This is a genomic window from Streptomyces sp. NPDC059002 (assembly GCF_042740435.1).
Lineage (GTDB): Bacteria > Actinomycetota > Actinomycetes > Streptomycetales > Streptomycetaceae > Streptomyces.
Genome location: NZ_JBHYJI010000028.1, coordinates 22,849 through 46,618, shown reverse-complemented (window position 1 = coordinate 46,618; position 23,770 = coordinate 22,849). Strand labels below are relative to the sequence as shown.

General features: G+C 73.2%; 25 protein-coding genes. 16 read left to right on the top strand and 9 right to left on the bottom strand.

Translation table 11 applies throughout. The annotated features are described in order from the left end of the window. The first annotated feature begins 48 nt into the window (after positions 1 to 48). A complete protein-coding gene (locus ACFWZ2_RS24410) occupies positions 49 to 729 on the top strand; it encodes a vancomycin high temperature exclusion protein (protein ID WP_384548981.1) in 681 nt (226 codons plus the stop codon). Positions 730 to 998: 269 nt separating this feature from the next. After that, the gene (locus ACFWZ2_RS24405; RefSeq protein ID WP_384548979.1) at positions 999 to 3,290 is read left to right on the top strand and encodes a molybdopterin oxidoreductase family protein; all 2,292 of its coding nucleotides are present in this window, start codon (positions 999 to 1,001) and stop codon (positions 3,288 to 3,290) included. Positions 3,291 to 3,350: 60 nt separating this feature from the next. Here the strand turns inward: ACFWZ2_RS24405 and ACFWZ2_RS24400 are convergent, their stop codons facing one another. From ACFWZ2_RS24400 to cutA, 3 genes are all read right to left on the bottom strand, one after another. After that, positions 3,351 to 3,647: a DUF6355 family natural product biosynthesis protein gene (locus ACFWZ2_RS24400; protein ID WP_384548977.1), complete on the bottom strand. Its 297-nt coding sequence runs from the start codon at positions 3,645 to 3,647 to the stop codon at positions 3,351 to 3,353. Between the two features lie 220 nt (positions 3,648 to 3,867). Beyond that, positions 3,868 to 4,311, bottom strand: a complete 444-nt coding sequence (locus ACFWZ2_RS24395; RefSeq protein ID WP_384548975.1) for a gamma-glutamylcyclotransferase family protein — start codon at positions 4,309 to 4,311, stop codon at positions 3,868 to 3,870. Further along, positions 4,308 to 4,634, bottom strand: coding sequence for a divalent-cation tolerance protein CutA (gene cutA, locus ACFWZ2_RS24390; RefSeq protein ID WP_384548973.1), 327 nt, complete (start codon positions 4,632 to 4,634; stop codon positions 4,308 to 4,310). Before cutA ends, ACFWZ2_RS24395 begins: the two co-directional genes overlap by 4 nt. A 359-nt stretch (positions 4,635 to 4,993) precedes the next feature. On the opposite strand from cutA, the gene ACFWZ2_RS24385 reads away from it, so the two are divergent. Both ACFWZ2_RS24385 and ACFWZ2_RS24380 read left to right on the top strand, forming a co-directional pair. Then, entirely contained in the window at positions 4,994 to 5,710 is a 717-nt protein-coding gene (locus tag ACFWZ2_RS24385; protein WP_384548971.1) for a hypothetical protein, read from the top strand. Next, a complete protein-coding gene (locus ACFWZ2_RS24380) occupies positions 5,710 to 6,987 on the top strand; it encodes an ATP-binding protein (protein ID WP_384548970.1) in 1,278 nt (425 codons plus the stop codon). Before ACFWZ2_RS24385 ends, ACFWZ2_RS24380 begins: the two co-directional genes overlap by 1 nt. Before the next feature lie 38 nt (positions 6,988 to 7,025). Here ACFWZ2_RS24380 and ACFWZ2_RS24375 read toward each other — a convergent pair whose 3' ends face one another. After that, the gene (locus tag ACFWZ2_RS24375; RefSeq protein ID WP_384548968.1) at positions 7,026 to 7,658 is read right to left on the bottom strand and encodes an NADPH-dependent FMN reductase; all 633 of its coding nucleotides are present in this window, start codon (positions 7,656 to 7,658) and stop codon (positions 7,026 to 7,028) included. A 63-nt stretch (positions 7,659 to 7,721) separates the two neighbouring features. Here ACFWZ2_RS24375 and soxR point away from each other — a divergent pair, with 63 nt between their 5' ends. The 4 genes from soxR (at position 7,722) to ACFWZ2_RS24355 (ending at position 10,620) form a co-directional block, all read left to right on the top strand. Then, positions 7,722 to 8,234, top strand: coding sequence for a redox-sensitive transcriptional activator SoxR (gene soxR, locus ACFWZ2_RS24370; RefSeq protein WP_384548966.1), 513 nt, complete (start codon positions 7,722 to 7,724; stop codon positions 8,232 to 8,234). A gap of 9 nt (positions 8,235 to 8,243) precedes the next feature. Continuing rightward, the gene (locus ACFWZ2_RS24365; RefSeq protein ID WP_384548964.1) at positions 8,244 to 9,041 is read left to right on the top strand and encodes an aminotransferase class IV; all 798 of its coding nucleotides are present in this window, start codon (positions 8,244 to 8,246) and stop codon (positions 9,039 to 9,041) included. 259 nt (positions 9,042 to 9,300) lie between these two features. Next, positions 9,301 to 9,852: a hypothetical protein gene (locus tag ACFWZ2_RS24360; RefSeq protein WP_384548962.1), complete on the top strand. Its 552-nt coding sequence runs from the start codon at positions 9,301 to 9,303 to the stop codon at positions 9,850 to 9,852. Between the two features lie 117 nt (positions 9,853 to 9,969). Then, on the top strand, positions 9,970 to 10,620 hold the full coding sequence (locus ACFWZ2_RS24355) for a class F sortase (protein WP_384548960.1): 651 nt from the start codon (positions 9,970 to 9,972) through the stop codon (positions 10,618 to 10,620). A gap of 9 nt (positions 10,621 to 10,629) precedes the next feature. On the opposite strand, the gene ACFWZ2_RS24350 is transcribed toward ACFWZ2_RS24355, so the two are convergent. The 3 genes from ACFWZ2_RS24350 to ACFWZ2_RS24340 form a co-directional block, all read right to left on the bottom strand. Continuing rightward, positions 10,630 to 11,412, bottom strand: a complete 783-nt coding sequence (locus tag ACFWZ2_RS24350; protein ID WP_384548958.1) for a sulfite exporter TauE/SafE family protein — start codon at positions 11,410 to 11,412, stop codon at positions 10,630 to 10,632. Positions 11,413 to 11,526: 114 nt separating this feature from the next. Then, complete coding sequence (locus tag ACFWZ2_RS24345; RefSeq protein WP_384548956.1) at positions 11,527 to 11,718, bottom strand: hypothetical protein; 192 nt, start codon at positions 11,716 to 11,718, stop codon at positions 11,527 to 11,529. 67 nt (positions 11,719 to 11,785) lie between these two features. Further along, positions 11,786 to 13,090, bottom strand: coding sequence for a ferric reductase-like transmembrane domain-containing protein (locus ACFWZ2_RS24340; RefSeq protein WP_384549070.1), 1,305 nt, complete (start codon positions 13,088 to 13,090; stop codon positions 11,786 to 11,788). Positions 13,091 to 13,495: 405 nt separating this feature from the next. On the opposite strand from ACFWZ2_RS24340, the gene ACFWZ2_RS24335 reads away from it, so the two are divergent. The 6 genes from ACFWZ2_RS24335 to ACFWZ2_RS24310 all read left to right on the top strand — a co-directional run bounded on the left by ACFWZ2_RS24335 (position 13,496) and on the right by ACFWZ2_RS24310 (position 20,213). After that, complete coding sequence (locus ACFWZ2_RS24335) at positions 13,496 to 14,716, top strand: NAD(P)/FAD-dependent oxidoreductase (RefSeq protein ID WP_384548954.1); 1,221 nt, start codon at positions 13,496 to 13,498, stop codon at positions 14,714 to 14,716. A 1-nt stretch (position 14,717) separates the two neighbouring features. Continuing rightward, positions 14,718 to 17,288, top strand: coding sequence for a nitrite reductase large subunit NirB (gene nirB, locus ACFWZ2_RS24330; protein WP_384548952.1), 2,571 nt, complete (start codon positions 14,718 to 14,720; stop codon positions 17,286 to 17,288). Continuing rightward, a complete protein-coding gene (nirD, locus tag ACFWZ2_RS24325) occupies positions 17,285 to 17,635 on the top strand; it encodes a nitrite reductase small subunit NirD (RefSeq protein WP_384548951.1) in 351 nt (116 codons plus the stop codon). Before nirB ends, nirD begins: the two co-directional genes overlap by 4 nt. A gap of 52 nt (positions 17,636 to 17,687) precedes the next feature. Then, the gene (locus ACFWZ2_RS24320; protein WP_384548949.1) at positions 17,688 to 18,272 is read left to right on the top strand and encodes a TetR/AcrR family transcriptional regulator; all 585 of its coding nucleotides are present in this window, start codon (positions 17,688 to 17,690) and stop codon (positions 18,270 to 18,272) included. A gap of 112 nt (positions 18,273 to 18,384) precedes the next feature. Then, complete coding sequence (locus ACFWZ2_RS24315; RefSeq protein ID WP_384548947.1) at positions 18,385 to 19,161, top strand: SDR family NAD(P)-dependent oxidoreductase; 777 nt, start codon at positions 18,385 to 18,387, stop codon at positions 19,159 to 19,161. Between the two features lie 128 nt (positions 19,162 to 19,289). Then, positions 19,290 to 20,213: an oxidoreductase gene (locus ACFWZ2_RS24310; protein ID WP_384548945.1), complete on the top strand. Its 924-nt coding sequence runs from the start codon at positions 19,290 to 19,292 to the stop codon at positions 20,211 to 20,213. 19 nt (positions 20,214 to 20,232) lie between these two features. Here the strand turns inward: ACFWZ2_RS24310 and ACFWZ2_RS24305 are convergent, their stop codons facing one another. Both ACFWZ2_RS24305 and ACFWZ2_RS24300 read right to left on the bottom strand, forming a co-directional pair. Beyond that, a complete protein-coding gene (locus tag ACFWZ2_RS24305) occupies positions 20,233 to 20,670 on the bottom strand; it encodes a group III truncated hemoglobin (RefSeq protein WP_384548944.1) in 438 nt (145 codons plus the stop codon). A gap of 51 nt (positions 20,671 to 20,721) precedes the next feature. Continuing rightward, complete coding sequence (locus ACFWZ2_RS24300; RefSeq protein ID WP_384548942.1) at positions 20,722 to 21,339, bottom strand: hypothetical protein; 618 nt, start codon at positions 21,337 to 21,339, stop codon at positions 20,722 to 20,724. Between the two features lie 221 nt (positions 21,340 to 21,560). On the opposite strand from ACFWZ2_RS24300, the gene ACFWZ2_RS24295 reads away from it, so the two are divergent. Both ACFWZ2_RS24295 and ACFWZ2_RS24290 read left to right on the top strand, forming a co-directional pair. Beyond that, a complete protein-coding gene (locus ACFWZ2_RS24295) occupies positions 21,561 to 22,817 on the top strand; it encodes an ABC transporter substrate-binding protein (protein ID WP_384548940.1) in 1,257 nt (418 codons plus the stop codon). Positions 22,818 to 22,825: 8 nt separating this feature from the next. After that, the gene (locus ACFWZ2_RS24290; protein WP_384549068.1) at positions 22,826 to 23,758 is read left to right on the top strand and encodes a carbohydrate ABC transporter permease; all 933 of its coding nucleotides are present in this window, start codon (positions 22,826 to 22,828) and stop codon (positions 23,756 to 23,758) included. The last annotated feature ends 12 nt before the right edge of the window (positions 23,759 to 23,770 follow it).

Genomic DNA, 23,770 nt, shown 5'->3' with positions numbered 1-23,770 from the left:
GAGGGCGCCGGGCGGCTGCGGCGACGGGCGGGGAGGAGCGCGGCGCGCGTGCGGCGGCCCGCATGGCTGCGCATACCGCGCACGCGGCAGGGACAGCGGCGGGCCGTGCAGACGGTGATGGCGCTGTGCGTGCTCGCGCTGCTGCCGTCGGCCTGGCTGTTCGTGACGACGGACGACAAGATCGGGACGGTCGCGGACGCGCCGCGCACCGAGGTCGCGGTGGTCTTCGGCGCCGGTCTGTGGAAGGGCGAGCCGTCGCCGTATCTCGCGCACCGGCTCGACGCGGCGGCCGAGTTGTACCGCGCGGGGCGGATAGAGGTCGTGCTCGTCACGGGTGACAACAGCCGCGAGGAGTACGACGAGCCGGACGCCATGCGCACCTACCTGAAGAAGCACGGGGTGCCCGGGCGCCGGATCGTGAGCGACTATGCGGGCTTCGACAGCTGGGACTCCTGCGTCCGCGCCAAGAAGATCTTCGGCGTGGACCGGGCGGTGCTGATCAGCCAGGGCTTCCACATACGCAGGGCGGTCGCGCTGTGCGAAGCGGCGGGGGTCTCCTCGTACGGGGTCGGGGTGGACGCCGTCCACGACGCGACCTGGTACTACGGCGGCGCGCGGGAGGTGTTCGCGGCGGGCAAGGCGGTGCTCGACTCGGCGTTTCAACCGGATCCGCGCTTCCTCGGGGCCCGGGAGCGCGGGGTGGACCGGGCGCTGGCCGCACCCCGCTGAGGCAGCGGCCGGCCGCGGTGCCGCCCCGTCAGGGGCGCGGGGAACTGCGCGCTCAGGCGAAGCCGGTCCGCAGGCGGGTACGAAGCTGCGTCTGCCTCGTTCCGCCGGACGCCGGGTGCGGGTCGTGGTCCGTCCTCGCGCAGTTCCCCGCGCCCCTGACAGGGCGCGACCACCTCACCGTGCGGCGCGCGGGCCGCTGAGGTCGGCTTACCCCGCGTGTAACGCGATCGCGCGGGGGCGCGTAACACGCGCGGCGGAGCCTGGACCGTATGCACTCCACCGCGACACCGGCGACCCCGACCCACTGTCCGTACTGCGCGCTGCAGTGCGGGATGGGCCTGACGGCGAGCCCCGGTGGGGACGTGGAGGTCGTGGAGCGTCCCACGTTCCCCGTCAACAAGGGAGCCCTGTGCGGCAAGGGCCGCACGGCACCCGCCGTGCTCTCCTCCCGGGTGCGCCTGACGGAGCCGCTCGTCCGATCCCGCGCCACGGGCAGGCTCACACCGGCCACCTGGGAGGAGGCCCTGGACCGGATCGCCGACGGGCTCTCCCGTACGCGTACGGAGCACGGCGCGGACGCGTGCGGGGTGTTCGGCGGCGGCGGTCTGACGAACGAGAAGGCGTACGCGCTCGGGAAGTTCGCGCGGGTGGCGCTCGGCACGTCGCAGATCGACTACAACGGACGGTTCTGCATGTCGTCGGCGGCGGCCGCGGGGCAGCGGGCGTTCGGGCTCGACCGGGGGCTGCCGTTCCCGCTGGAGGACATCCCGCGCACCGGGTGCGTGATCCTCGTCGGGTCGAACCTCGCCGAGACGATGCCGCCCGCGCTGCGGTATCTGACGGAACTCCGCGAGAACGGCGGCACGTTGATCGTCGTCGACCCCCGGCGGACCCGCACCGCCGAGCAGGCCGATCTGCATCTGGCACCGCGGCCGGGGACGGACCTCGCCCTGGCGCTCGGCCTGCTGCACCTGGTGGTGGCCGAGGGGCGCACGGACGAGGCGTACATCGAGGAGCGCACCAGCGGATGGGAGGAGTCACGGGCGGCGGCGATGGCGCACTGGCCCGAGCACGTCGAGCGGATCACCGGCGTGCCCGTGCCCCGACTGCGCGACGCCGTCAGGCTGTTCTGCGACGCCGGGTCGGGGATGGTGCTCACGGCGCGCGGGCCCGAGCAGCAGTCCAAGGGGACGGACACCGTCGGGGCGTGGATCAATCTGTGCCTCGCCACGGGGCGTGCCGGGCGGCCGCTGTCCGGGTACGGCTGCCTGACGGGCCAGGGCAACGGGCAGGGCGGGCGCGAACACGGCCAGAAGGCCGACCAGTTGCCCGGGTACCGGAAGCTGACGGACCCGGCGGCCCGGGCACATGTCGCCGGGGTCTGGGGCGTGGCACCGGAGTCGCTGCCGGGGCCCGGCAGGTCGGCGTACGAACTGCTCGACGCGCTCGGCGGGGACGTCAAGGCGCTGCTCCTCATGGGCTCCAACCCGGTCGTGTCGGCGCCGCGGGCCGCGCATGTGGAGGAGCGGCTGCGTGCGCTCGACTTCCTCGCGGTGGCGGACGTGGTGCTGTCCGAGACGGCCGAACTGGCGGACGTGGTGCTGCCGGTGACGCAGTGGGCGGAGGAGACGGGCACGGTGACGAACCTGGAGGGCCGGGTGCTGCTGCGGCGCCGCGCGGTGCCGGCGCCCCCCGGGGTCCGCAGCGACCTGGACGTCCTGCACGGCATCGCGGACCGGCTCGGCCACGGCAAGGGTTTCCCCACCGACCCGGAGGAGGTCTTCGAGGAACTGCGCAGGGCGAGCGCGGGCGGGGCGGCGGACTACTCGGGGATCTCGTACGAGCGGCTGAGTGAGGGGGAAGGGGAGGGGGTGTTCTGGCCGTGTCCGGAGGTGGGGGTGGGTGTGGGTGTGGGTGTGGGTGTGGTTGTGGGCGCGGATGCGGGCGCAGGCACCGGCGCGGGCGTGGATGCGGGCGCGGGCCCAGGGACCGGCGTGGGCGTGGATGCGGGCCCAGGCACCAGCACCAGCACCAGCACCGAGGACATCCCCCGCACCGGCACCAACACCAGTACCAGCACCACCTCTCAAGTCCCCCACCCCGGAACCCCCCGCCTCTTCCTTGAGCGGTTTGCTACCGAGGATGGGCGGGCGCGGTTTGTGCCGGTGGTGCATCGGGCGGCCGGCGAGGAGCCGGATGCGGAGTATCCGGTGTTGCTCACGACGGGGCGGGTGCTTGCGCAGTATCAGTCGGGGGCGCAGACGCGCAGGGTCGACGAGCTCAACTCCGCCGCTCCGGGGCCCTTCGTGGAGCTGCATCCGCGGCTCGCGGCGCGGCTCGGGATCGTCGAGGGCGAGCCGGTCTCCGTGGTCTCGCGGCGCGGCCGCGCGGTCGCTCCCGCGCGGGTCACGAGTGCCATCCGCGCCGACACCGTGTTCATGCCGTTCCACTGGCCGGGCGAGGGGCGGGCCAACTCCCTGACGCATCCGGCGCTGGACCCGGTGTCGCGGATGCCGGAGTTCAAGGTGTGCGCGGTGCGGGTCGAGCGGGCCCGGGGCTGAGCCTCCCCGGGCCCGCGATCACCCGAGAGCGTCGCGGATCAGGCGCGGATCAGGCGCGGATCAGCAGGTGCGTCCCGTGTACCAGGCGCCGTCGATGTCCGAGGCCGAGCCGATCCAGGTGACGCCCGGGCCCACACACGCCTCCGAGTTGGGGCCCCAGTCGTCGATCTCGATCACGATGTGCGAGCCGTCGTTCGTGCAGTGGTTGTAGTAGGCGTCGCTCGAGGTCTCGAAGAACCCGCACGGGTCCTGCACGGTCGGTGCGGCGGGGGCGGCGGAGGCGGTGGCCGCCATGGACATACCAATGGCAAGGGTCACGGCTCCGATGAAGGCCGGCAGGGAACGGCGAACTCGCATGAGGCGTCTCCTTCTTGAGGACAGGTGCTCGCGCACCGACGCGCGCACCGGGCGGTGCACACGGAGAGCTTCGCTTCGCTCACTCTGGGTGGTCACGCGGATTCGCTCGCATGAGTGATGGAGTCCATCAGATCGAGTGCGACGGCGTTTGAGCTGCGGCTTTCGCCTTCTGTGCCGGGAGTTCGGGGAGTCGCCTCATGAGGCGATCGGCGACACCCCGTCACCTCCGGAGCCGGAAGGACGCCCAGTCGCCGCCGTCGATCACCGTGCCCGTCGCCCGCAGTTCCGCCGCCACCCGGGGTGCCGCCACATAGACCCAGGCGCGGACCGCGACCCCGTCCGCGGTGCGGTTCACCTCGCGCACCACGCGTTCGTACAGGTTGCGGGGGTCGCCGGGCGCGTACTCCTCCAGGAGGTCGAGTGCGACGAGCAGCCGGTCGTGGGCGGCGGGCGGTGCGGTCACCAACTCGCCGTGCACCGGGCCGCCTTCGGGGTCTTCGACGGCGTACGGATAGCCGGGCCCTTCGTAGAGGACCGCGCCCGGCAGCAGTGCCGACTCCTCGCGGGCGACGCGGCCGCGCAGGTAGGCCGCGTGGTTGCCCTCCCCCGGGCGCAGCGTGCCGTACACGAAGAACGGCAGCCGTCGCGTCCCGCGCGGGCTCACTCCGCGGTCTCCCGCTCCACCCACTCCAGATAGGCCGCGCTCCCCCGGGTCACCGGGGTCGCGATGATCTCCGGCGTCTCGTAGTCGTGGGCGGCGAGCAGCCAGGCCTCCAGGGCGGCGTAGCGCGCGGCCGTCGTCTTGAAGAGCACCTGCCATTCCCGTGCGGTCTCGATGCCGCCGTCCCACCGGTACACGGAGGTGACCGGCGCGCCGATCTGGGCGCAGGCCGCCACCCTTGCCCGTACGGCACCGCGGGCCAGGCCGTCCGCCTTGTCCTCGGTGTCCGTGGTGGTCAGGACGGTGAGTACGGTCGTTTCCGCCACGGGGCACCTCGGTTCTCGCGGTATCGGCTCCGGCCGGGTCGGCGCCGATGGGATCGGTTCTTCCAGAAGTCGTAGCGGTGATCCTTCTTGAAGTCCACCGGACCGGTGGGCGGGGCCTGGGGTGGGCCCCATGCAGGCCCGGTGCAGGCCCCGGGAACAGGTCCTAGGTCCCGATCCGAAGGTCCCTGAGTGACCGGTTCGGGCATTTTTAGGCGCAGCTGTTACACAACCTCCCGTTTTCCGTGACGGACGGTTCCTACCGTCGAAGGCGGTGGCCGGTCCACTGCCGAATCCCCAGTTCAGCCCCTGGACCGGCCGCCGCCATGCTCTGCCTCCACGCCCAGACGGTCAGCCACTCCATGAACCCGATCCTCCGCCGCCTGCTCCTCCTGGGCGCCGCCCCCTTCGCCGCCCTCGCGACCTTCGCGCTCTCCGGGTGCGGCAGCCCGAACGGCCTCGGCTCCGGTGATGCCGCGCCCTCCGTGTCGGTGCAGCCGCGCCCCGAGTCGGTCTGGCCCGCCTGGGCGAGCACGTCGTCCCGGGCGCCCGGCGCCGACGCCGCCACGCGCCAGCCGCCGCCCCGGGCGCTCAGGGGCCTGCCGAAGGTGGGTTCGGGCGGGCTCGCCTCGATGGACGTACGGGAGATCCTGCGGGCCGATCCGCGGATGAGGCCGGTCGCCGACCGGGGCACGATCGACCGCCCGGGGCAGGCCGGGCTGCGGCCGCCCATGTTCACCGATCTGACCGGCGACAAGAAGCCCGAGCTGCTCGTGGCCGCGGACACGGAGAGCGGGCGCAATGTGCTCGCCGTCTACACCGAGCACCGCGGCAAGGTCTATCCGATCCTGTTCACCTCCGGGCGGAGCATGAGCATCGAGACGATCGGCCCCGATCTGCTGGTGCGCACCCCGTGCGCGGACGGCGGCGAGCAGGCCGTGCGCTTCCACTGGGACGGCATGCGGATGTCCACGATCAGTGACGTCAAGAACTACAAGAAGTCGGCGGACCCGACGGAGACGGCGGAGCCGACGCCCTCCCGTCCCCCCGCGCCCTCCCACTCCCCCGGCGGCCACTGATGCGCGGGACCCGGGCCGCGCTCAACAGCCTCGGTCTGCGCTGGAAGATCACCGCGCTGCTCGCCGCGGGCTGTGCTGTCGTCGCCGTCGCCATCGGGGTGCTCATCCATCACGCCCGGCTCGACCAGGTCTCCTCCAACGCCAGGTCGGGGGCGATCGCGCAGCTCGTCCGGGTGCGTCAGCTGTACGAGCTGACCGGGCAGGTCGACCAGGACGACACGGGCGCAGCCCTCGACGCGCCGGATCTGCCGGAGCCGCTGCGCAGGGCCGCGCTGGACGGGCAGCGCACCACCTATCTCGACATGGCGTCCGGCGACCCGTGCGTGTGGGCGGCGCGGCCGGTCGGCGACCAGGTCCTTTCCATTCGTGAGCCGCTGCACGAACAGGCCGACGAGATGGCCGAGTTCGACCGGCAGCTGATGGTTTCGGGTGCCGTCGTCGTGGGTCTCGCGGCGCTCGGCGGCGCCGGTCTTTCCAGCAGGCTCAGCCGTGAGCTGCGCACCGCCGCGGCCACCGCGCGCCGCATCAGTCAGGGCGATCTGGACGCCCGCATCGACCATCCGAGGCCGCCGGGCCTGCGGCACGGCAAGGACGAGGTGGCCGAACTGGCCACCGCCGTCGACACGATGGCCGCCTCCCTGCAGCAGCGCCTTGAGGCCGAGCAGCGCTTCACCGCGGATGTCGCGCACGAGCTGCGCACGCCCCTGACCGGGCTGCACACGGCGGCGGAGCTGCTGCCGCCGAGCCGTCCCACGGAGCTCGTGCGCGACCGGGTGCTTGCCCTGCGCACCCTGACCGAGGACCTCCTGGAGGTGGCGCGCCTCGACGCGGAGGTGGAGAAGCCGGATCTGGACGTGCATCCGCTGGGACGGCTCGTCGAGGCGATCGTGCAGCGCTCGGACTGCGATGGCGCCGTGCGGTTCACCGAGGAGCGCGACGGGGGCGTCGAGGACACCTTCGTACGCACCGACGCGCGCCGCCTGGAGCGGATTCTGGCCAACCTCGTCGCCAACGCCCGCAGGCACGGCGGCGGTCCCGTCGAGGTGCGGGTCTCCGGCGCCTCGGTCACGGTCAGGGACCACGGCCCCGGCTTCCCCGAGTGCCTGCTCAAGGACGGCCCGCAGCGCTTCCAGACCGGGGCGCGCGAACGCGGCCAGGGCACCGGTCTCGGCCTGACCATCGCGCTCGGCCAGGCCCAGGTGATCGGCGCCCGCGTCGACCTGGCCAACGCGCCGGACGGCGGGGCGGTCGCGGCGGTCCACCTGCCGGCGGTCTGACCGCGGCGCCGCCCACCTGGACGTACCCGAGGCAGGTCCTAACTGCCGTACGGGCGCACCTTCTTGGCGCTGCGCAGCGCCCAGCCCCACCAGGCGAGCTGGTCGAGCATCGCCTTGGCCGCCGCGTCCGCGGCCGCCGGGTCGCGGTGGTTGCCCGCGTCGTCGAAGAGGGTGCCCGCGTTGTGGAAGGAGACGGTCTCGCGGATCGTCACGGCGTTCAGTTCCGCGAAGACCGGGCGCAGGTGCTCGACGGAGCGCAGACCGCCGGAGAGCCCGCCGTAGGAGACGAAGGCGAGGGGCTTGGCGTGCCACTCCTCGTCGTGCCAGTCGATGAGGCTCTTCAGGGACGCCGGGTAGGAGTGGTTGTACTCGGGGGTGAGGACGATGAACGCGTCGGCGGCGGCCAGCTTCGGGGTGACCTTGCCGAGTTCGGCGGCCACGGCGTCGGACGGGCTGAAGGAGAGGGACGTGGGCAGGTCGGCGTCGGCGAGGTCGACGACGTCGACGGCGAGGTCGGTCCGCTCCCGCACCCTGGCGAGCAGCCACTCGGCGACGATCGACCCGAAACGGCCCTCGCGGTTGCTGCCGATGATGACGGCGACGCGGAGCGGCGCGTCGGCGTCGGCGGTCGCGACGGCAGGGGCGGAATCGGGGGACGTGGTCTCAGTCATGCGCCAAGGCTCGTACCTCAACTGCGGTTCAGGTCAAGCGAATCCGGTGGCTAATCTGACGGCATGACCTCGCATCTCGCGCCGGACACCAAGGAAGTCACCGTGGGCGAGCTCGCCGCGCGGAGCGGAGTCGCCGCCTCCGCGCTGCGGTTCTACGAGCGGGAAGGGCTCATCAAGAGCCGCCGTACGCCGGGCAATCAGCGCCGCTACAGCCGCGACACCCTGCGCCGGGTCGCCTTCATCCGCACCTCGCAGGGGCTCGGCATCCCGCTGGCCACGATCCGCGACGTGCTCGCCCTGCTCCCCGACGACCGCACGCCCACCCGCGACGACTGGGCGCGGATCTCCGAGTGCTGGCGCGCCGACCTGGACAACCGCATCCGCACCTTGCAGGGGCTGCGCGACAGCCTCACCGACTGCATCGGCTGCGGCTGTCTCTCGCTCGCCAGGTGCGCGCTGTCCAATCCGTTGGACGAGCTGGGTTCGCGCGGTCCCGGGGCGCGCCGCCTGGTCGAGAAGCGGGACCCGGGCGCTGCCGGGGAGGGCGGGGCGGCGGCGCGGGGCGACGCCTCGTAGCGTGCCTTCATGACAACCACCGCGCCGGTGTGGCGCATTGAGATCGACGGACGCCCCGCCACCGCCGAAGGGCTCCTCCATCCCGCCCTCGTGCAGACGGGCCACTTCACCGCGATGCAGATCAGGGGCGGCCGGGTGCGCGGCATCGGCCACCATCTGGCCCGCCTGGACGCGGCCACCCGCGAACTCTTCGGGCAGGAGCTCGACGGGGAGCGCGTGCGCGGCCTGGTCCGGCAGATCCTGCGCGACGACATCACCGAGGCGTCCGTACGCGTCCATGTGCACGCCCCCGACGGCGCGCCGTCCCTCATGGTCACGGTCCGGCCGCCCACGGAGCTGCCCGCCACGATGGCCGAGCGCGCGCAGGCGCTGCGGTCGGTGCCGTACCAGCGGCCCTTCGCGCACATCAAGCACCTGGGCGGCTTCGCGCAGGCCCGCCACGCCGACCTCGCCCGGCGCGCGGGCTTCGACGACGCGCTGCTCACCGGGCCCGACGGGGAGATCAGCGAGGGCTCCGTCACGAACATCGCCTTCTTCGACGGCACCGAGGTCGTGTGGCCGAGCGCGCCGCATCTGTCCGGCATCACGATGCGGCTGGTCGAGCCGCGGCTGCCCGCGGCGGGGCTGCCGACCCGGCACGCGCGGGTCGCCCTCGCGGACCTTCCGTCGTACGAGGCGGCCTTCGTCACCAATGCGTGGGGGGTCAGTCCGGTGCGGCGCATCGACGACACGGAGTACGGGATCGACGAGAAGCTGATGGCGCAGGTGGCCGGGGTCTACGAGGACGTGCCCTGGGACACGATCTGAGCCCGCGGCCGCGCCGGGTCACCCATTCACAGGCGCCGCGTGCCCCCTTCGGATACTTCTCGTCGATACGCCGGTGACCTGCTGGAACGTTCCCCGTGAGGCGTCGGGGGCCGCCTGTTCGCCGACTTTCTGATGCTCCATCAGCAGGCGTGCGGTGCCGAGTGCCACTTACCTCGGCAGTGCGGGGTTCGACCGACGCAGCGGCACTTGGGGGTGCCGCGGGCCGGGCCCCCGCGGAGGCTCTCGGAGGAACGAGCACATGCGCAACGCCCGCCTGCTGACCGGTACCGCGCTCGCCGTAGCGGCGGCGGGTGCGCTGGCCGCCCCCGCGTACGCCGCGGCAGGCGGGGGCCTGGAGATCTATCCGGCCACCGTCACTCCGGGCACCACCGTCACCGTGAACACCACCGCCTGCGGCTCCGGCGGTACGGCGACGGGCGACGCGAGCGCGGTGGGGGCGGGCACGTTCGCGCTGGCGCCGAGCACGCACCCCGAGGACGCGGTCGGGCAGTTCAAGGTCCCGCCGTCCGCGCAGCCCGGCACCTACGAGATCGTCGCCAAGTGCTCCGGGTCCGGCGGCTCCGCGACCAGGAACAAGCAGGTGGCGGGCGATCTGATGGTCACGATCACCTCCACGGCCGACGCCGGGGAGCGGCAGCAGCCGCACCCGAAGGGACATGTGAAGACGGGGGTCGGCGGCGCGCTCGGTCCCGACCCCGTACAGACCGCGGCGGGCGTGGCGGCACTGGCCGTCGCCGCCGCGGGCGGTACCTGGCTCCTGCACCGCCGGGCGAGAGGCGACAGGATCTGACGGACACCCTCCGCTGTCCACCGGTACCGCCACCCCTGCCCCCTCCCGGCCCGTGTCCCCTCGCGGGCGGGGAGGGGGACGAGGGACAGGACCGTCCGAACCCGAGGGGGACGCCGTATGCGCCGTACGCGCGGTGTACGCAGGAAGACCGGCAACGCCGTCATAGGAGCCGTCACCGTCGTCGCCCTGTGCTCCGGGGCGTGGCTGCTGCGCAGCGGCGCGGAGTCGCACCCGCCGCCGCAGCCCTCCGCCGCGCAGGCCGCGTCGGCCGCGCCCGGCACCCACAGGACCGCCCCCGGCCCCGCGCCGCTGCCGCCGTCGCCGCCCGACCGCGTGCGGATCCCCGCGATCGGCGTCGACACGCCCCTGATGGGGCTGGGCCTGACCCGGCAGGGCAGCCTCGACGTGCCGCCGCCCGAGCGGCAGAACCTCGCGGGCTGGTACGAGGCGGGCACCACGCCCGGCGAGCGGGGCACCGCGATCGTGGCGGGGCACGTCGACAACAAGGAGGGCCCCTCGGTCTTCTACGAGCTGGGCGCCCTGCAGAAGGGCCGCACCATCGAGGTCGAGCGCAGGGACGGCAGCGTGGCCGTGTTCACGGTCGACGCGAACGAGGTGTACGACGCGAAGGACTTCCCCGACGAGAAGGTCTACGGGGCCGCGCCCCGCCCCGAACTGCGGGTGATCACCTGCGGCGGCACGTACTCGAAGAAGACCGGCTACCAGGGCAACGTGGTGGTCTTCGCGCACCTCACCGCCGTGCGCTGAGGCGAGGGGCTACGCGACCCACTGCTCGTACGCCATCTTCACCACGAGTCCGAAGACGGTGGTCAGCAGCACGACCCGGACGAATCCGCTGCCCTTCTTCAGGGCGGTGCGCGCGCCGAACATGCCGCCCGCGAGGTTGAAGACGGCCATGAGCCCGGCCAGCTGCCACAGGACCGCGCCCTGCCAGGCGAACATGCCGAGGGCGCCCGCGTTGGTGCAGCAGTTGACGATCTTGGCGGTGGCGGAGGCCGAGACCAGGTCGAGGTGGAGCACCGCGGTCAGCGCGAGGACCAGGAACGTGCCGGTGCCGGGTCCGATGAGGCCGTCGTAGAAGCCGATGCCGAGGCCCGCGAGGCCGATCGCGGCGAGGATCCGCCGCGGGGACGCGGGCCCGGCGGGCGGCGCGGTGCCGAAGGCGGGCCGCAGGATCACGAAGGCCCCGACGGCGAGCAGCACCACCATGATCACGGGCTTGAGCACCTCCGTGCTCATCCCGGCCGCGAAGAAGGCGCCGCCCATCGACCCGGCGAGCGCGGCGAGACCGATGCGGACGGCGGTGCGCACGTCGACGGGGGTCTTCCTGACGTACGTCACCGCCGCGCCCGTGGTCCCGACGATCGCGACGGCCTTGTTCGTGCCGAGGGCGTGCGCGGCCGGGGTGGAGCCCGGCAGGCCGAGCAGGAGTGCGGGGAGCAGCAGCAGTCCGCCGCCGCCGACCACGGCGTCGATCCAGCCGGCCGCGAGGGCGGCCAGGCAGAGGACGACGACCGTGGTCAGGGATATGTCAGGCATGATCGCGACCCTATGGACGCGGTGATCACGACGTCCATGGAACCGGGCAGAGTTGAGGGACTTCTGAGCTTGCGGCGGACCGTGCGTACCGTGAGGCCCGTGCGTACCGCGAGGTCAGGGCGCCGCCTGGGGTTCGGGGGCCGTGGCCGGTGCGCGGTCGGGGGCCGGGGGCGCCGCCGGGTCGACGGTGAGGGCGAGGGCGGTGGCGACCAGCGCGCTCGCCCCGGCGAGCCCCGCGGCGAGCCTGCGGCGGGCCTGACGGGTGGGGCCCTGGGCGGGGGCGACGGGTCTGCGGTGGCGTCCCATGATCAGCTCTCTCGGGGGTCGGGGCGGCGGGGCAGAGGGGTGGGCGGGGCAGAGGGGTGGGCGGGGCTCAGTGCGTGAAGCACTCGGCGTGGATGCGTTCCTCCGGGACGCCCGCGCGGACGAGCGCCGCCGTGGCCGCGGCGGACATCCCCGGCGGGCCGCACAGATAGACGTCGTGCTCGGCGAGGTCGGGCAGCAGATTGCGCAGGGCCTGCGGGGCGAGCCCGTCGAAGGCGGCGTCGGAGCGGCCGAGCAGATAGTGCAGTCCGGCCCGCCGGCTCGCGGCGATGGCCTCCAGTTCCTCGCGCAGGACGAGTTGTTCGGAACTGCCCGCGCGGTAGAGCAGCGTGAGGTCGCCGGGACCGCCCGGCAGCGTCTCGAAGAGGGCCCGCAGCGGTGTGATGCCGACGCCGCCCGCGAGGAGCAGCACCTTGCGCCTGGTGCGCCGGTGGGCGGTGAGCGCGCCGAAGGGCCCGGTGGCGAGGACGCGCGTGCCGGGCTTGAGGCGCCGCATCCGCCGGGTGTGGTCGCCGACCGCCTTGACGGTGATGCGCAGGGTGTCGTCGCGGACGGGTGCGGAGAGCGAGAAGGGCAGCGCGGTGTGCCAGAGCCTGCGCTGCAGGAAGCGCCAGCGGAAGAACTGCCCCGGTTCGGCGCGCAGTTCGTCGAGGCCGATGCCCTGGACGAGCACGGAGACGACACCGGGCCCTTCCGTCCGTACGTCGATGACGCGCAGGCTGTGCCGCAGCGCCTGGCGTACGGGGACGACCAGGCGGTACCAGAAGAGCAGGACGCCGACGGTGGCGTGCGCGAGGGCCCACAGCCACCCGGTCAGGACGCTGCCCGCGACATCGGGCCCGGCGAGCTGGTGCACGAAGGCGAGCGCGGCGCCGAGGTAGGTGAGCAGGTGGACGGCCCGCCAGGTCTCGTGCGGGACGCGGCGGCGCACGGCGCGGGCCGAGGTGACGCCGACGGCGACGAGCAGGGCGGTGCCCGCGGCGGCCGCGGCAAGGCCCGGGTAGCCGAGCAGGTCGCGGGTGGCGTCCAGGAGGTCGGTGTCGGCGTGGGCGGCGTACCCGAACAGGGCGAGGAGGGCGTGCCCCGCGCAGAGGCTCAGCACGTACCGCCCCCCGATGGCGTGCCGCCGCGCGAGCCGGTCGGCGCCGACGCCGTGCTCCACGGCGGGCACGCGGGCCATCAGGAACAGCATGACGAGGACTCCGTACCCGGCGAGCAGCCCGGTGAGGTGCGCCCCGGTGGCGAACAGCACGTCGAGCCGCGCGGACGGCTCGGCCTGTACGGCCCAGAGCGCGGTGACGGCCAGGGCGCCGACGAGGACTCCCGCGCGGAGGGCGCGGGGCGAGAGGCGGATCGGGGCGACGGGGGTGGCGGGTCGGGGGCGCCCCGGCCGCCCGCCACGCGCGCGTGGCGGGCGCGGTGGCGTGGCCGGTATCGGCGGTATCGGCGCGCGCGGTGGCTGTTCCCTCCGGCTCAGGTAGGCGGACAGCGCGGGATACGCGTCGATTCGGGGGTCGGCTGCCTCGGTGGTCACGGCGGCACACTAGGCGCAGGGACGCGCGGAAAACCGCTGGTCGGTGGCGTATCCGAGATCCTTAAGGCGGCCTTGAGGATCGGCTCAAGAGGGGTTAAGCAACCGGCTTCCCGGGGCCGTCCCGCAGCCCCTCACACCGCCGGGCACCGGCCACTGAGAACACCGTTCCCCGAGGGAAACAACCCGGCCCCGGCCGGGTAACACCCGCCCCGCACGCTGCGAAGCATGACTTCACCGGCAGTGGTGATCGGCGCCGGTCTCGCCGGCACCCGCACAGCGCAGCGCCTCGGCGGCGACACCGTCCTGATCGGCGAGGAGGACCACGCCCCCTACAACCGCGTCCTGCTCGCCGAGGTCCTCGCGGGCCGCTACGCCCCCGAGGTCATCGCCCTGCCGACCCCGCCCGGCAGGGCACTCCGCACCCGCGCGGTCCGCGTCGACCGCGCCGAGCGGCGGGTGCACTGCGCGGACGGCAGCGTCGTCCGCTACGGCACGCTCGTCCTCGCGACGGGCTCGAACGCCGTCCTGCCGCCGCTGCGCGGCCTGTTCGCCCCCGGCGCGAGCGAACTCCCCCGCGGCGTGCACGCGTTCCGCACCATGGACGACTGCCTCGCCCTGTCCGCGGAGACGGGCCCCGGGGTCCGCGCCGTCGTCATCGGCGGCGGCCTGCTCGGCGTGTCCGCCGCCCGCGCGCTGGCCCGCAGGGGCGCCCAGGTGGTCCTGCTCCAGCAGGCCGAGCGGCTCGTGGAGCGCCAACTCGACCCGGTCTCCTCCCGGTTGGTGCACGAGCATCTGACAGGCCTCGGCGTGGAGGTGCACACGGAGTGCCGGGTGCGTGCCGTCGGCGTCGTCGACGGCGCCGTCCGCAGCGTCGAGCTCGCCGACGGGTATGTGCTCGGCACCGATGTGACGGTGCTGGCCTGCGGCGTACGCCCCCGCACGGGTCTCGCGCAGGCCGCCGGACTCGACGTACGCAAGGGCATCGTCGTCGACGACCGGCTGCGCACGTCGGATCCGCACATCCGGGCGGTCGGCGACTGCGCGGAGCACGCGGGCCGCGTCTACGGCCTCGCGACGCCCGCGGTGGAACAGGCCGACGCCCTGGCCGACGACCTCCTGGCGACGACGCGGGCACCCCGCCCCTACTCCGGCACCCGCACCCTCACCCGCCTCACCCTCGCGGGCCCCGGCCCCCTGGACCTCGCGGTCTTCGGCGATCTGGAGCCGCACCCCGCCGACGAGACGGTCGACGTGGTCCAGCTCGCCGACGCCACCCGCGGCACGTACCGCAAGGTCGTGGTCCGCGGCGACCGGCTCGTCGGCGGGGTGCTGCTCGGCGATCTCGACGCGGTCGGCGCGCTGGCCCGCGCCTGGGAGGCCGAGGAGCCGCTGCCCGACGACGACACCCCTTTGCTGCACCTGCTCACCCACGACGGAGGCCGCTGACATGCCGAAGCCCGAACAGACCGCGCGCCCGCACCGCCCCACGCTCGTCCTCGTGGGCCACGGCATGGTCGGCCAGCACTTCCTGGAGGCGGCCGCCGAGCGCGGTCTGACCGCCTCGCACCGGATCGTGGTGCTGTGCGAGGAGCCGCGGCCCGCCTACGACCGGGTCCGGCTCACCTCGTACTTCGCGGGCCGCACCCCCGACGAACTCTCCCTCACCGACCGGGAGTTCATCGAACGGCACGGCATCGAGCTGTACGTCGGCGACGCCGCCGAGGGGTTCGACAGGGCCGCGCGGACCGTGACCGCCCGCTCGGGCCGCGTCTTCGCCTACGACACGCTCGTCCTCGCCACCGGCTCGTACCCCTTCGTGCCGCCCGTGCCCGGCAAGGACGCGACGGGCTGCTTCGTCTACCGCACCATCGAGGACCTGCTCGCCATCGAGGAGTACGCGAAGGCGCGCGCGACGACCGGCGCGGTGGTCGGCGGCGGGCTGCTCGGCCTGGAGGCGGCGGGCGCCCTGCGCGGGCTCGGACTCGCCACGCACATCGTGGAGTTCGCGCCCCGCCTGATGCCGGTCCAGGTCGACGAGGGCGGTGGCGCCGCGCTCCTGCGCACCATCACCGGCATGGGCCTGACCGTGCACACGGGCACCGGCACGCAGGAGATCGTGACGGACGACGACGGCGCCGTGCGGGCCATGAAGCTGTCCGACGGCAGTGAACTCGCCACCGATCTGGTGGTGTTCTCGGCCGGGGTCCGCCCGCGCGACCGACTCGCCCGCGAGCACGGCCTGGTGGTCGGCGAGCGCGGCGGCATCACCGTCGACGAACGGTGCCGCACCAGCGACCCCGACGTGTACGCGATCGGCGAGTGCGCCCAGGCGTCGGACGGGCGCGTCTACGGACTCGTCGCGCCCGGCTACGAGATGGCGCAGACGGCGGCCGCGGCCATCGCCGACGCGGAGTGCGCGGGCTTCACCGGCGCCGACCTGTCCACCAAGCTGAAGCTGCTCGGCGTGGACGTGGCGTCCTTCGGCGACGCGCACGGCACGGCGGACGGCTGCCTCGACGTGGTCTACGCCGACTCGCGCTCGGGCACGTACAAGAAGCTGGTGATGGGCGCGGGCGGCGAGCTGCTCGGCGGCATCCTGGTCGGCGACGCGGAGGCGTACGGCCTGCTCCGGCCGCTGACCGGGACCGTACCGCCGCTGCCCGCCGAGCAGTTGGTGCTGCCCGCGGGCGCGGGCGCCCCCGCGGCGCTCGGCCCCGAGGCGCTGCCGGGCTCGGCGGTGATCTGCAACTGCCACAACGTCACCAAGGACGCCGTCCAGGCCTGCGCCACCCTGCCCGAGGTGAAGAAGTGCACCAAGGCCGGTACGGGCTGCGGCAGTTGTGTGAAGGTGATCAACCGGCTCCTGCCGGCATCCGGCGACCGGGGCCTGTGCGGCTGCTTCGGGCAGACCCGGCAGGAGCTGTACGAGATCGTGCGGGCGCTGCGGATCACCTCCTACCGCGCCCTGCTCGACGCACACGGCCGGGACGCGGCGCGCGGCGGCGAGGGCTGCGAGGTGTGCAAGCCCGCGGTCGGCTCGATCATCGCCTCACTGGCCCCGACGATCGGCGCGGAGAGCCACGTCCTGGACGGCGAGCAGGCCGCGCTGCAGGACACCAACGACCACTTCCTCGCCAACCTGCAGAAGAACGGCTCCTATTCGGTGGTGCCCCGTATCCCCGGCGGCGAGATCACCCCGGAGAAGCTCATCGTCATCGGCGAGGTGGCACGGGACTTCGGGCTCTACACGAAGATCACCGGCGGTCAGCGCATCGACCTCCTCGGCGCGCGCGTCGAGCAACTGCCCATGATCTGGGCGCGGTTGGTCGACGCGGGTTTCGAGTCCGGGCACGCGTACGGCAAGGCGCTGCGCACCGTGAAGTCCTGCGTCGGACAGACCTGGTGCCGGTACGGCGTGCAGGACTCGGTGCGCATGGCCATCGACCTGGAGCTGCGCTACCGGGGCCTGCGGGCCCCCCACAAGCTGAAGTCGGCGGTCTCCGGGTGCGCCCGCGAGTGCGCGGAGGCCCAGTCCAAGGACTTCGGCGTGATCGCCACGGCGAGCGGCTGGAACCTCTACGTGGGCGGCAACGGCGGCGCGGCCCCGCGCCACGCCGACCTGCTCGCGCAGGACCTGGACGACACCGAACTGGTGCGCCTGATCGACCGGTTCCTGATGTTCTACATCCGCACCGCCGACCGCCTGGAGCGCACATCGGCCTGGCTGGAGCGGATCGACGGGGGCCTCGACCACGTGCGCGACGTCGTCGTCCACGACTCGCTGGGCATCGGCGCCGAGTTGGAGGTCCTGATGGCCGACCACGTCACGCACTACCGCGACGAGTGGGCCGACACCCTGGACGACCCGGAGCGGCTCGCGCGCTTCGTCTCCTTCGTGAACGCGCCCGGCACCCCGGACCCGACGGTCCGCTTCGTCCCCGAACGCCGGCAGATCAAGCCGGACCTGCCCCTGCTGTCCATCGACCACCGCCCCCTGGAAGGAAGTGTCGCCCCGTGACCCTCGCCCCCGAGACCACCGGCCTGAAGGTGCAACTCCTCCTGGACCAGGACTGGTTCACGGTCTGCGGCCTGGACCGCCTGACCCCGGGCCGCGGCGTCGCCGCACTGCTCCCCGACGGCCGCCAGGCCGCGCTGTTCCTCGACCGCGACGGCCGCGCGTACGCCATCGACAACCGCGACCCCTTCACGGGCGCGGCGGTCCTCTCGCGGGGCCTGGTCGGCTCCGAGCGGGGGCGGCCGTTCGTGGCGTCGCCGCTCCTGAAGCAGCGGTTCGACCTGGAGACGGGGCGGTGCCTGGACGACGACGAGGTGTCGGTCGCGGCCCATCCCGCACGGATCGCCTGAGCGCCTCCTTTTTACTTGACCGACCGTTCCAGTAAGGCGTAGCGTCCTCCTCGTGGCAAGGACCAAGGAATTCGATCCCGACGCCGCGCTCCAGTCAGCCCTCGAACTGTTCTGGCGGCGCGGCTACGAGGCGACGTCGATGGCCGACCTCGTCGAGGAGCTCGGCATCGGACGCGCCAGCATCTACGCGACCTTCGGCAACAAGCACGACCTGTACCTGAAGGCCCTGGAGCGCTACGGCGAGAACCAGAAGCCGATCCTGCTCGCCGAGCTGTCCGCGGCGGGGCCCGCACTGCCCGCCGTGCGCGCGGTGGTGCGCCGCTTCGGCACCGAGGCCTCGGTCGGCGAAGCCCGCCTGACCGGGTGTTTCATCACCAACACGGCGGCCGAGCTGGCCCCGCACGACGAGGCGGCGGCCCGCACCGTCGAGCAGAGCTGGGAGCGGATCGAGACCCTGCTGCACTCCGCACTCGTCCGCGCCCAGGCGCAGGGCGAGCTGCCCGCGGACCGCGATCCGCTGACGCTCGCCCGGATGCTCCTCGTCCTGATGCAGGGGCTGCGCGTGGTCGGCAAGGCGTCCAAGGATCCGGCGCGGGTGCGGGACGCGGCGGAACAGGCCCTGGCACTGCTGGACTGAGCGGGCGGGCGGGCGAGCCGCCGCACGGGCACACCCCTCCCCCTCCCCTTCTCACGCTTCTTCTTTTTCATGCCTTTATATTGAACCGATCGGTCAAGAAAAGAGTTCCGTCATGACTGCAGCAACCCGCTCCCGCTTCACCGGCCGCACCGCCCTCGTCACCGGCGGCGGCTCCGGACTCGGCCGGGCCATCGCGCTCGCCTTCGCCGCCGAGGGCGCGAACGTCGTCGTCGCCGGGCGCTCCGAAGGTCCGCTGAAGGAGACCGTCGGGCTCGTGGAGAGCGCGGGCGGCACCGCCGTCGCCGTCACCGCCGACGTCTCCCGCTCCGCCGACCTCGCCGCGCTCGTCGCCGCCACCGTCGAGCGCTTCGGCTCCCTGGACGTCGCCGTGAACAACGCGGGCGTCCTGCGCGCCGGAACGCCGGTCACCGAGCTGCCCGAGGAGGACTGGCGCACGATGCTCGACATCAACGTCACCGGCGTACTGCTCGCCCTGCAGGCCGAGGTCAAGCAGATGCGCACGCAGTCCGGCGGCGGCTCGATCGTGAACATCGGCTCGACGCTCGGCGCCCACACCAGCGTGCCCGGCACCGCCGCCTACGGGGCGACCAAGGCCGCCGTCTCCGCGCTGAGCCGCGCGGCCGCCGCCGAGCACATCCGGGAGGGCGTCCGCATCAACACGGTCAGCCCCGGCTCCTCCGACACCACCATGTCGTTCCGCCCCGGCGAGACCGAGGCCGACCGGGCGGCCCGGATCAAGGAGACGAACCCGCTGGGCCGGGTCTCGACGACCGAGGAGGTCGCCGCGGCCGTGCTGTACCTGGCGGCGGACGAGTCGGGCTCCGTGGTCGGCGCCGACCTGGTGATCGACGGCGGCGCGGCGGCCTGACCCCCCGTACCGCCCGACCGTCCGTACCGCCCGACCACCCGCACTGCCCCCAGTCCTGGCCCGGGCTCCCTCCCGGACTCGCCCTGCCTTACCCTGCGGCGAGAATCCGATACCGAGGGAGCCCTGTCATGCCCGCCTGGACCGCGAGAGACATCCCCGACCAGAGCGGCCGCAGGGCCGTCGTCACCGGTGCCAACAGCGGCATCGGCTACGTCACGGCCCGCGAGCTCGCCCGCCGCGGGGCCCATGTCGTCCTCGCCTGTCGCAGCGAGGACCGGGGCGTGCGCGCGGTGGACCGGCTGCGGGCCGACGTGCCGGACGCCGACGTCGAGTTCGGGCGGCTCGACCTCGCGGACCTGGCGTCCGTACGGCAGTTCGCCGACGCGTACGCGGACGACCGCCTCGATCTGCTCATCAACAACGCGGGCGTGATGGCGCTGCCCTACCGGCGCACGGCGGACGGCTTCGAGACGCAGTTCGGCGTCAACCACCTCGGACACTTCGCGCTCACCGGGCTGCTCATGCCCCGCCTCCTGGAGACGCCGGGCGCCCGGGTCGTCAGCGTGTCCAGCTTCGCGCACGCGCTCGCCAACATCGACATCGGCGACCTCAACAGCGAGCGCCGCTACCGCCGCTGGATCGCGTACGGCCGCTCCAAGACGGCGAACCTCCTCTTCATCCACGAACTGGCCCGCCGCCTCGCCGCCATCGGCTCCGAGGTCGTCGCGGCCGCCGCCCACCCCGGGTACGCCTCGACCAATCTGCAGGGCGCGGGCCCCAGGATGGAGGGCCGCAAGGCCGTCGAACGCGTCATGGAACTCGGCAACCGGATCGTCGCGCAGCCCGCGGAGGGCGGCGCGCTGCCCACCCTGTACGTGGCGACGGCACCGCGCGTGCGGCCCGACTGGTTCACCGGCCCCGCCTTGGGCGTGCGCGGGGCGCCCACGAAGTCCTGGCGGGCGAAGTGGACCCTGAACGATGTGGCGGGCGAACGGCTCTGGGCCGCGTCGGAGGACCTGACGGGCGTGACGTACGAGGCACTCAAGTCCTGAGGCCCGGGCGGGACGGTCCCTAGGCCGCCGCCCGCAGCTCCAGCGCCGCGAGCGGGACGAACCCGGGGCCCTCGCCGGCCGTGGACGCGTCCTTGCCGCCCAGGCGCCGCAGCATGGCGAGCGCGATCCGCTCCCCCTGCGCCTTCGCGCGGTCCGCGCGGGGGCCGCGGTGCAGCCCGTCGACCGTGGCGTGCCACAGCTGCACCCAGCGGCCGAAGTGCTCGGCGGTCAGCGGGCGCGCGGCGTGCAGCGCGGCGTGCGGGGCGAAGGCGTTGCGCCGGTAGTCGGCGCTGCGGAACAGCGCGCGCTCCCAGAAGTCGGTGATGCGCGGCAGATGGACGTCGAGGTCGGTCCCGGCGATCTCCGTGAAGAAGGGGCCGATCAGCGGGTCGGCGAAGGCGGCCGTGTAGAAGCGGCGGAGCAGTACGTCGAGGTCGGCGCGGGAGGCGATGTCCATGCTTCAACGGTCCGCCCCGCACCGCGCGCCTCCCAGGGCCGAAGGTCCCCGTCAGTGCAGGTCGGAGGCCTCGAACACGGCGCGGGCCGCGGCGCCGTCGACGCGTTCGGTGAGGCGCTGCAGCTCGACGCAGCCGGTCCTGAGCAGCCCCGCGTCGCGTGCGGCGCGGGCCCCGGTGTCGAGGCGGTGCAGCAGCAGGGGGTTGTCGACGAGGACCTTGGGGTCGAGTTCGACGCGGTTGCCGAGCGAGTCGCACAGGACCAGGCGGGCCGCGACGCCGTCGCTGTGCCGTACGGCGGTGAGCAGGCCGGTGCAGACGTGCCGGCGGCGGCCGAGGCCCCGTACGGCGAGCCAGCCGGGTCCGGCCGTCACGCGCACGGGGTGCAGGACGGCGTAGAGGAGGGCGGAGAGCCCGGCCCACAGGCCGAGCCTGGCCGCGCCGAGTGTGCCGTTGGCGCAGTCGACGAGGACGACGAGGACGAAGAGGGCGAGCGAGCAGAGACCGGCGGCCCGCATGTCGGCGATCCACTGCCGGTCGGCGGTGACGACGTCGCTCTCGTCGTCGTACGTGCCGATGTGCGGGCGGATGCCCCGAAGGCCGTCGTCGCGTGCCCGCCCCCGCGCCCTGCCCGGCCGGGCGGCGCTCCGTGTCGTCCTGTTGTGTCCCATGTGCGGCACCGTAGGACGGCCGCGCGGCCGCGTCAGCGGCGTTGACGTGCTGCATACACACAGGACGCACTCCTTGACGGGCCGCTGACGCCGCGACCGGCGCCGGTGGCGCGGACGGGCCGACACTCGTCCGCAACACCCCTGTCGTAATCCCCGTTCATGGTTGATCGTTGGGCCCGACACGTACCGAAGCTCCGACCTCACGCAGGGGGACGACCAGCATGACCATCAGCCGCAGGACACTGCTCGGGACGGGTGCGGCACTCGGACTGCTCACCGCGTGCGGTTCCAACACCGGGCGCGACGGCGGCGGTTCGGGCGGGAAAGGACCGGCGCTCTCGCAGTGGTACCACCAGTACGGCGAGGCGGGCACCGAGCAGGCCGTGAAGCGCTATGCCGCCGCGTACAAGAAGGCGGACGTCGGCGTCCAGTGGCGCCCCGGCAACTACGACGAGCAGACCGCCGCCGCCCTGCTCACCAAGTCCGGACCCGACGTCTTCGAGGTCAACGGCCCCTCCCTGGACCAGATCAGGCGCGGCCAGGTCGTCGACCTCACCGACCTCTTCGAGGGGGTGAAGGACGACTTCAATCCGGTGGTGCTCGCCCCCAAGACGTACGACGGAAAGATCTGGGCGATCCCGCAGGTCGTCGACATGCACCTGCTCTACTACCGCAAGAGCCTGCTCGCCGACGCGGGGGTGCGGCCGCCGAAGAGCCTGGACGAGCTGGTCGACGCGGCGAAGGCGCTCACCACGAAGAAGGTGAAGGGCCTCTTCCTCGGCAACGACGGCGGCGCGGGCGCCCTCGCCATCACCCCGCTGTACGCGGCGGGCCTGTCCTCCGTCACCCCGGACGGCAAGGTCGGCTTCGACGACCCGGCGGCCGCCCGGACGCTCGGCAAGCTGCGCCAGCTGTACACCGACAAGTCGCTGCTCCTCGGCGCGCCCTCCGACTGGTCGGACCCGTCGGCGTTCACGCAGGAGCTGACCGCCATGCAGTGGTGCGGCCTGTGGGCGCTGCCCGCCGTGAAGAAGGCGCTCGGCGACGACTTCGGCGTCCTCGCGCTCCCCGCGGACGGCGCGGACGGCAAGCCGTCGCTGCCCGTGGGCGCCTACGGCGCGGCGGTGAGCGCCCGCAGCGACCACCAGAAGGAGGCGAAGGACTTCCTGAAGTGGCTGTGGATCGACAAGACGGAGTACCAGGAGGACTTCGCGCTCTCCTACGGCTTCCACATCCCGGCACGGACCTCCCTCGCGAAGAAGGCCGACAAGCTGAAGGAGGGCCCGGCGGCGGACGCCGTGCGCTACTCCACCGAGTACGGCTACGCGGAACCCCTGCTGTGGACGCCCGCGAGCCGCACCGCCTACCAGGACGCGCTGAGCCGGATCATCAAGTCGGGCGCGAACCCGGAGAGCGAACTGAAGTCCGTCGTGCGCACGGTCCGTGCGGAGCTCGACCGGGCCAAGAAGAAGTCGTGAAGCGGGAGTTGACGAAGGAAGGACCGGTCCGCGCCCGGCTGCTCGGCGCCCAGAACCGCACGCTCTGGTTCTGGGTCTTCGTCGGCCCCTTCTTCCTCGGCCTGGTCCTCTTCACCTATGTGCCGCTCGGCTGGAGCGTCTACCTCAGCTTCTTCGACGCCCACAACACGGTCTCGCCCGACGACTTCATCGGCTTCGACAACTACACGTCGATGCTGAACAACGACGCGTTCACCGACAGCCTCGTCACCTTCGCGGTCTTCTCGGCGTTCATCGTCCCGACGACCTTCGTGCTCTCGCTCGCGCTCGCCCTGATGGTGAACCGCCTGCGGCGCGCGCAGGCCTTCTTCCGCTCCGTCTTCTTCCTGCCCGCCGCGTGCAGTTACGTCGTGGCGGCCCTGGTCTGGAAGCTGTCGATCTTCAACGGGGTGCGGTTCGGGCTCGCCAACACCGTCCTCGGCTGGTTCGGCGCCGACCAGACCGCCTGGCTCTCCACCACCGACCCGCCCTGGTACTGGCTGGTCATCGTCACCGTCCGGCTCTGGCTGCAGGCGGGCTTCTACATGATCCTGTTCCTGGCGGGACTGCAGCGGATCTCGCCCACCCTCTACGAGGCGGCCGCGGTGGACGGCGCCCGGCCCGGCTGGCAGGTCCTGCGCCACATCACGCTCCCCCAGCTGCGCGCGACGTCGGTCGCCGTGACGCTGCTGCTCGTCATCAACGCCTTCCAGGCCTTCGACGAGTTCTACAACCTGCTCTCGACATCCGCCGGTTACCCGCCCCACGCCCGCCCGCCGCTCGTCTACCTCTACTACACGGCGCTCGGCCGGGAGCAGAACCTCGGCCTCGGCAGCGCGGGCGCGGTGATCCTCGCCCTGATCATCGCGGTGGTGACGATCGGCCAGGCGCGCTGGTTCGGCCTCGGCAGGAAGGAGGACTGACGACCGTGCAAG

Coding starts and splice junctions, on each gene's coding strand:
- ACFWZ2_RS24405 (WP_384548979.1), top strand. CDS start 999: ATGCACTCCACCGCGACACCGGCGACCCCGACCCACTGTCCGTACTGC.
- ACFWZ2_RS24400 (WP_384548977.1), bottom strand. CDS start 3,647: ATGCGAGTTCGCCGTTCCCTGCCGGCCTTCATCGGAGCCGTGACCCTT.
- ACFWZ2_RS24385 (WP_384548971.1), top strand. CDS start 4,994: ATGAACCCGATCCTCCGCCGCCTGCTCCTCCTGGGCGCCGCCCCCTTC.
- ACFWZ2_RS24380 (WP_384548970.1), top strand. CDS start 5,710: ATGCGCGGGACCCGGGCCGCGCTCAACAGCCTCGGTCTGCGCTGGAAG.
- ACFWZ2_RS24375 (WP_384548968.1), bottom strand. CDS start 7,658: ATGACTGAGACCACGTCCCCCGATTCCGCCCCTGCCGTCGCGACCGCC.
- soxR (WP_384548966.1), top strand. CDS start 7,722: ATGACCTCGCATCTCGCGCCGGACACCAAGGAAGTCACCGTGGGCGAG.
- ACFWZ2_RS24365 (WP_384548964.1), top strand. CDS start 8,244: ATGACAACCACCGCGCCGGTGTGGCGCATTGAGATCGACGGACGCCCC.
- ACFWZ2_RS24360 (WP_384548962.1), top strand. CDS start 9,301: ATGCGCAACGCCCGCCTGCTGACCGGTACCGCGCTCGCCGTAGCGGCG.
- ACFWZ2_RS24355 (WP_384548960.1), top strand. CDS start 9,970: ATGCGCCGTACGCGCGGTGTACGCAGGAAGACCGGCAACGCCGTCATA.
- ACFWZ2_RS24350 (WP_384548958.1), bottom strand. CDS start 11,412: ATGCCTGACATATCCCTGACCACGGTCGTCGTCCTCTGCCTGGCCGCC.
- ACFWZ2_RS24345 (WP_384548956.1), bottom strand. CDS start 11,718: ATGGGACGCCACCGCAGACCCGTCGCCCCCGCCCAGGGCCCCACCCGT.
- ACFWZ2_RS24335 (WP_384548954.1), top strand. CDS start 13,496: ATGACTTCACCGGCAGTGGTGATCGGCGCCGGTCTCGCCGGCACCCGC.
- nirB (WP_384548952.1), top strand. CDS start 14,718: ATGCCGAAGCCCGAACAGACCGCGCGCCCGCACCGCCCCACGCTCGTC.
- ACFWZ2_RS24315 (WP_384548947.1), top strand. CDS start 18,385: ATGACTGCAGCAACCCGCTCCCGCTTCACCGGCCGCACCGCCCTCGTC.
- ACFWZ2_RS24310 (WP_384548945.1), top strand. CDS start 19,290: ATGCCCGCCTGGACCGCGAGAGACATCCCCGACCAGAGCGGCCGCAGG.
- ACFWZ2_RS24305 (WP_384548944.1), bottom strand. CDS start 20,670: ATGGACATCGCCTCCCGCGCCGACCTCGACGTACTGCTCCGCCGCTTC.
- ACFWZ2_RS24300 (WP_384548942.1), bottom strand. CDS start 21,339: ATGGGACACAACAGGACGACACGGAGCGCCGCCCGGCCGGGCAGGGCG.
- ACFWZ2_RS24295 (WP_384548940.1), top strand. CDS start 21,561: ATGACCATCAGCCGCAGGACACTGCTCGGGACGGGTGCGGCACTCGGA.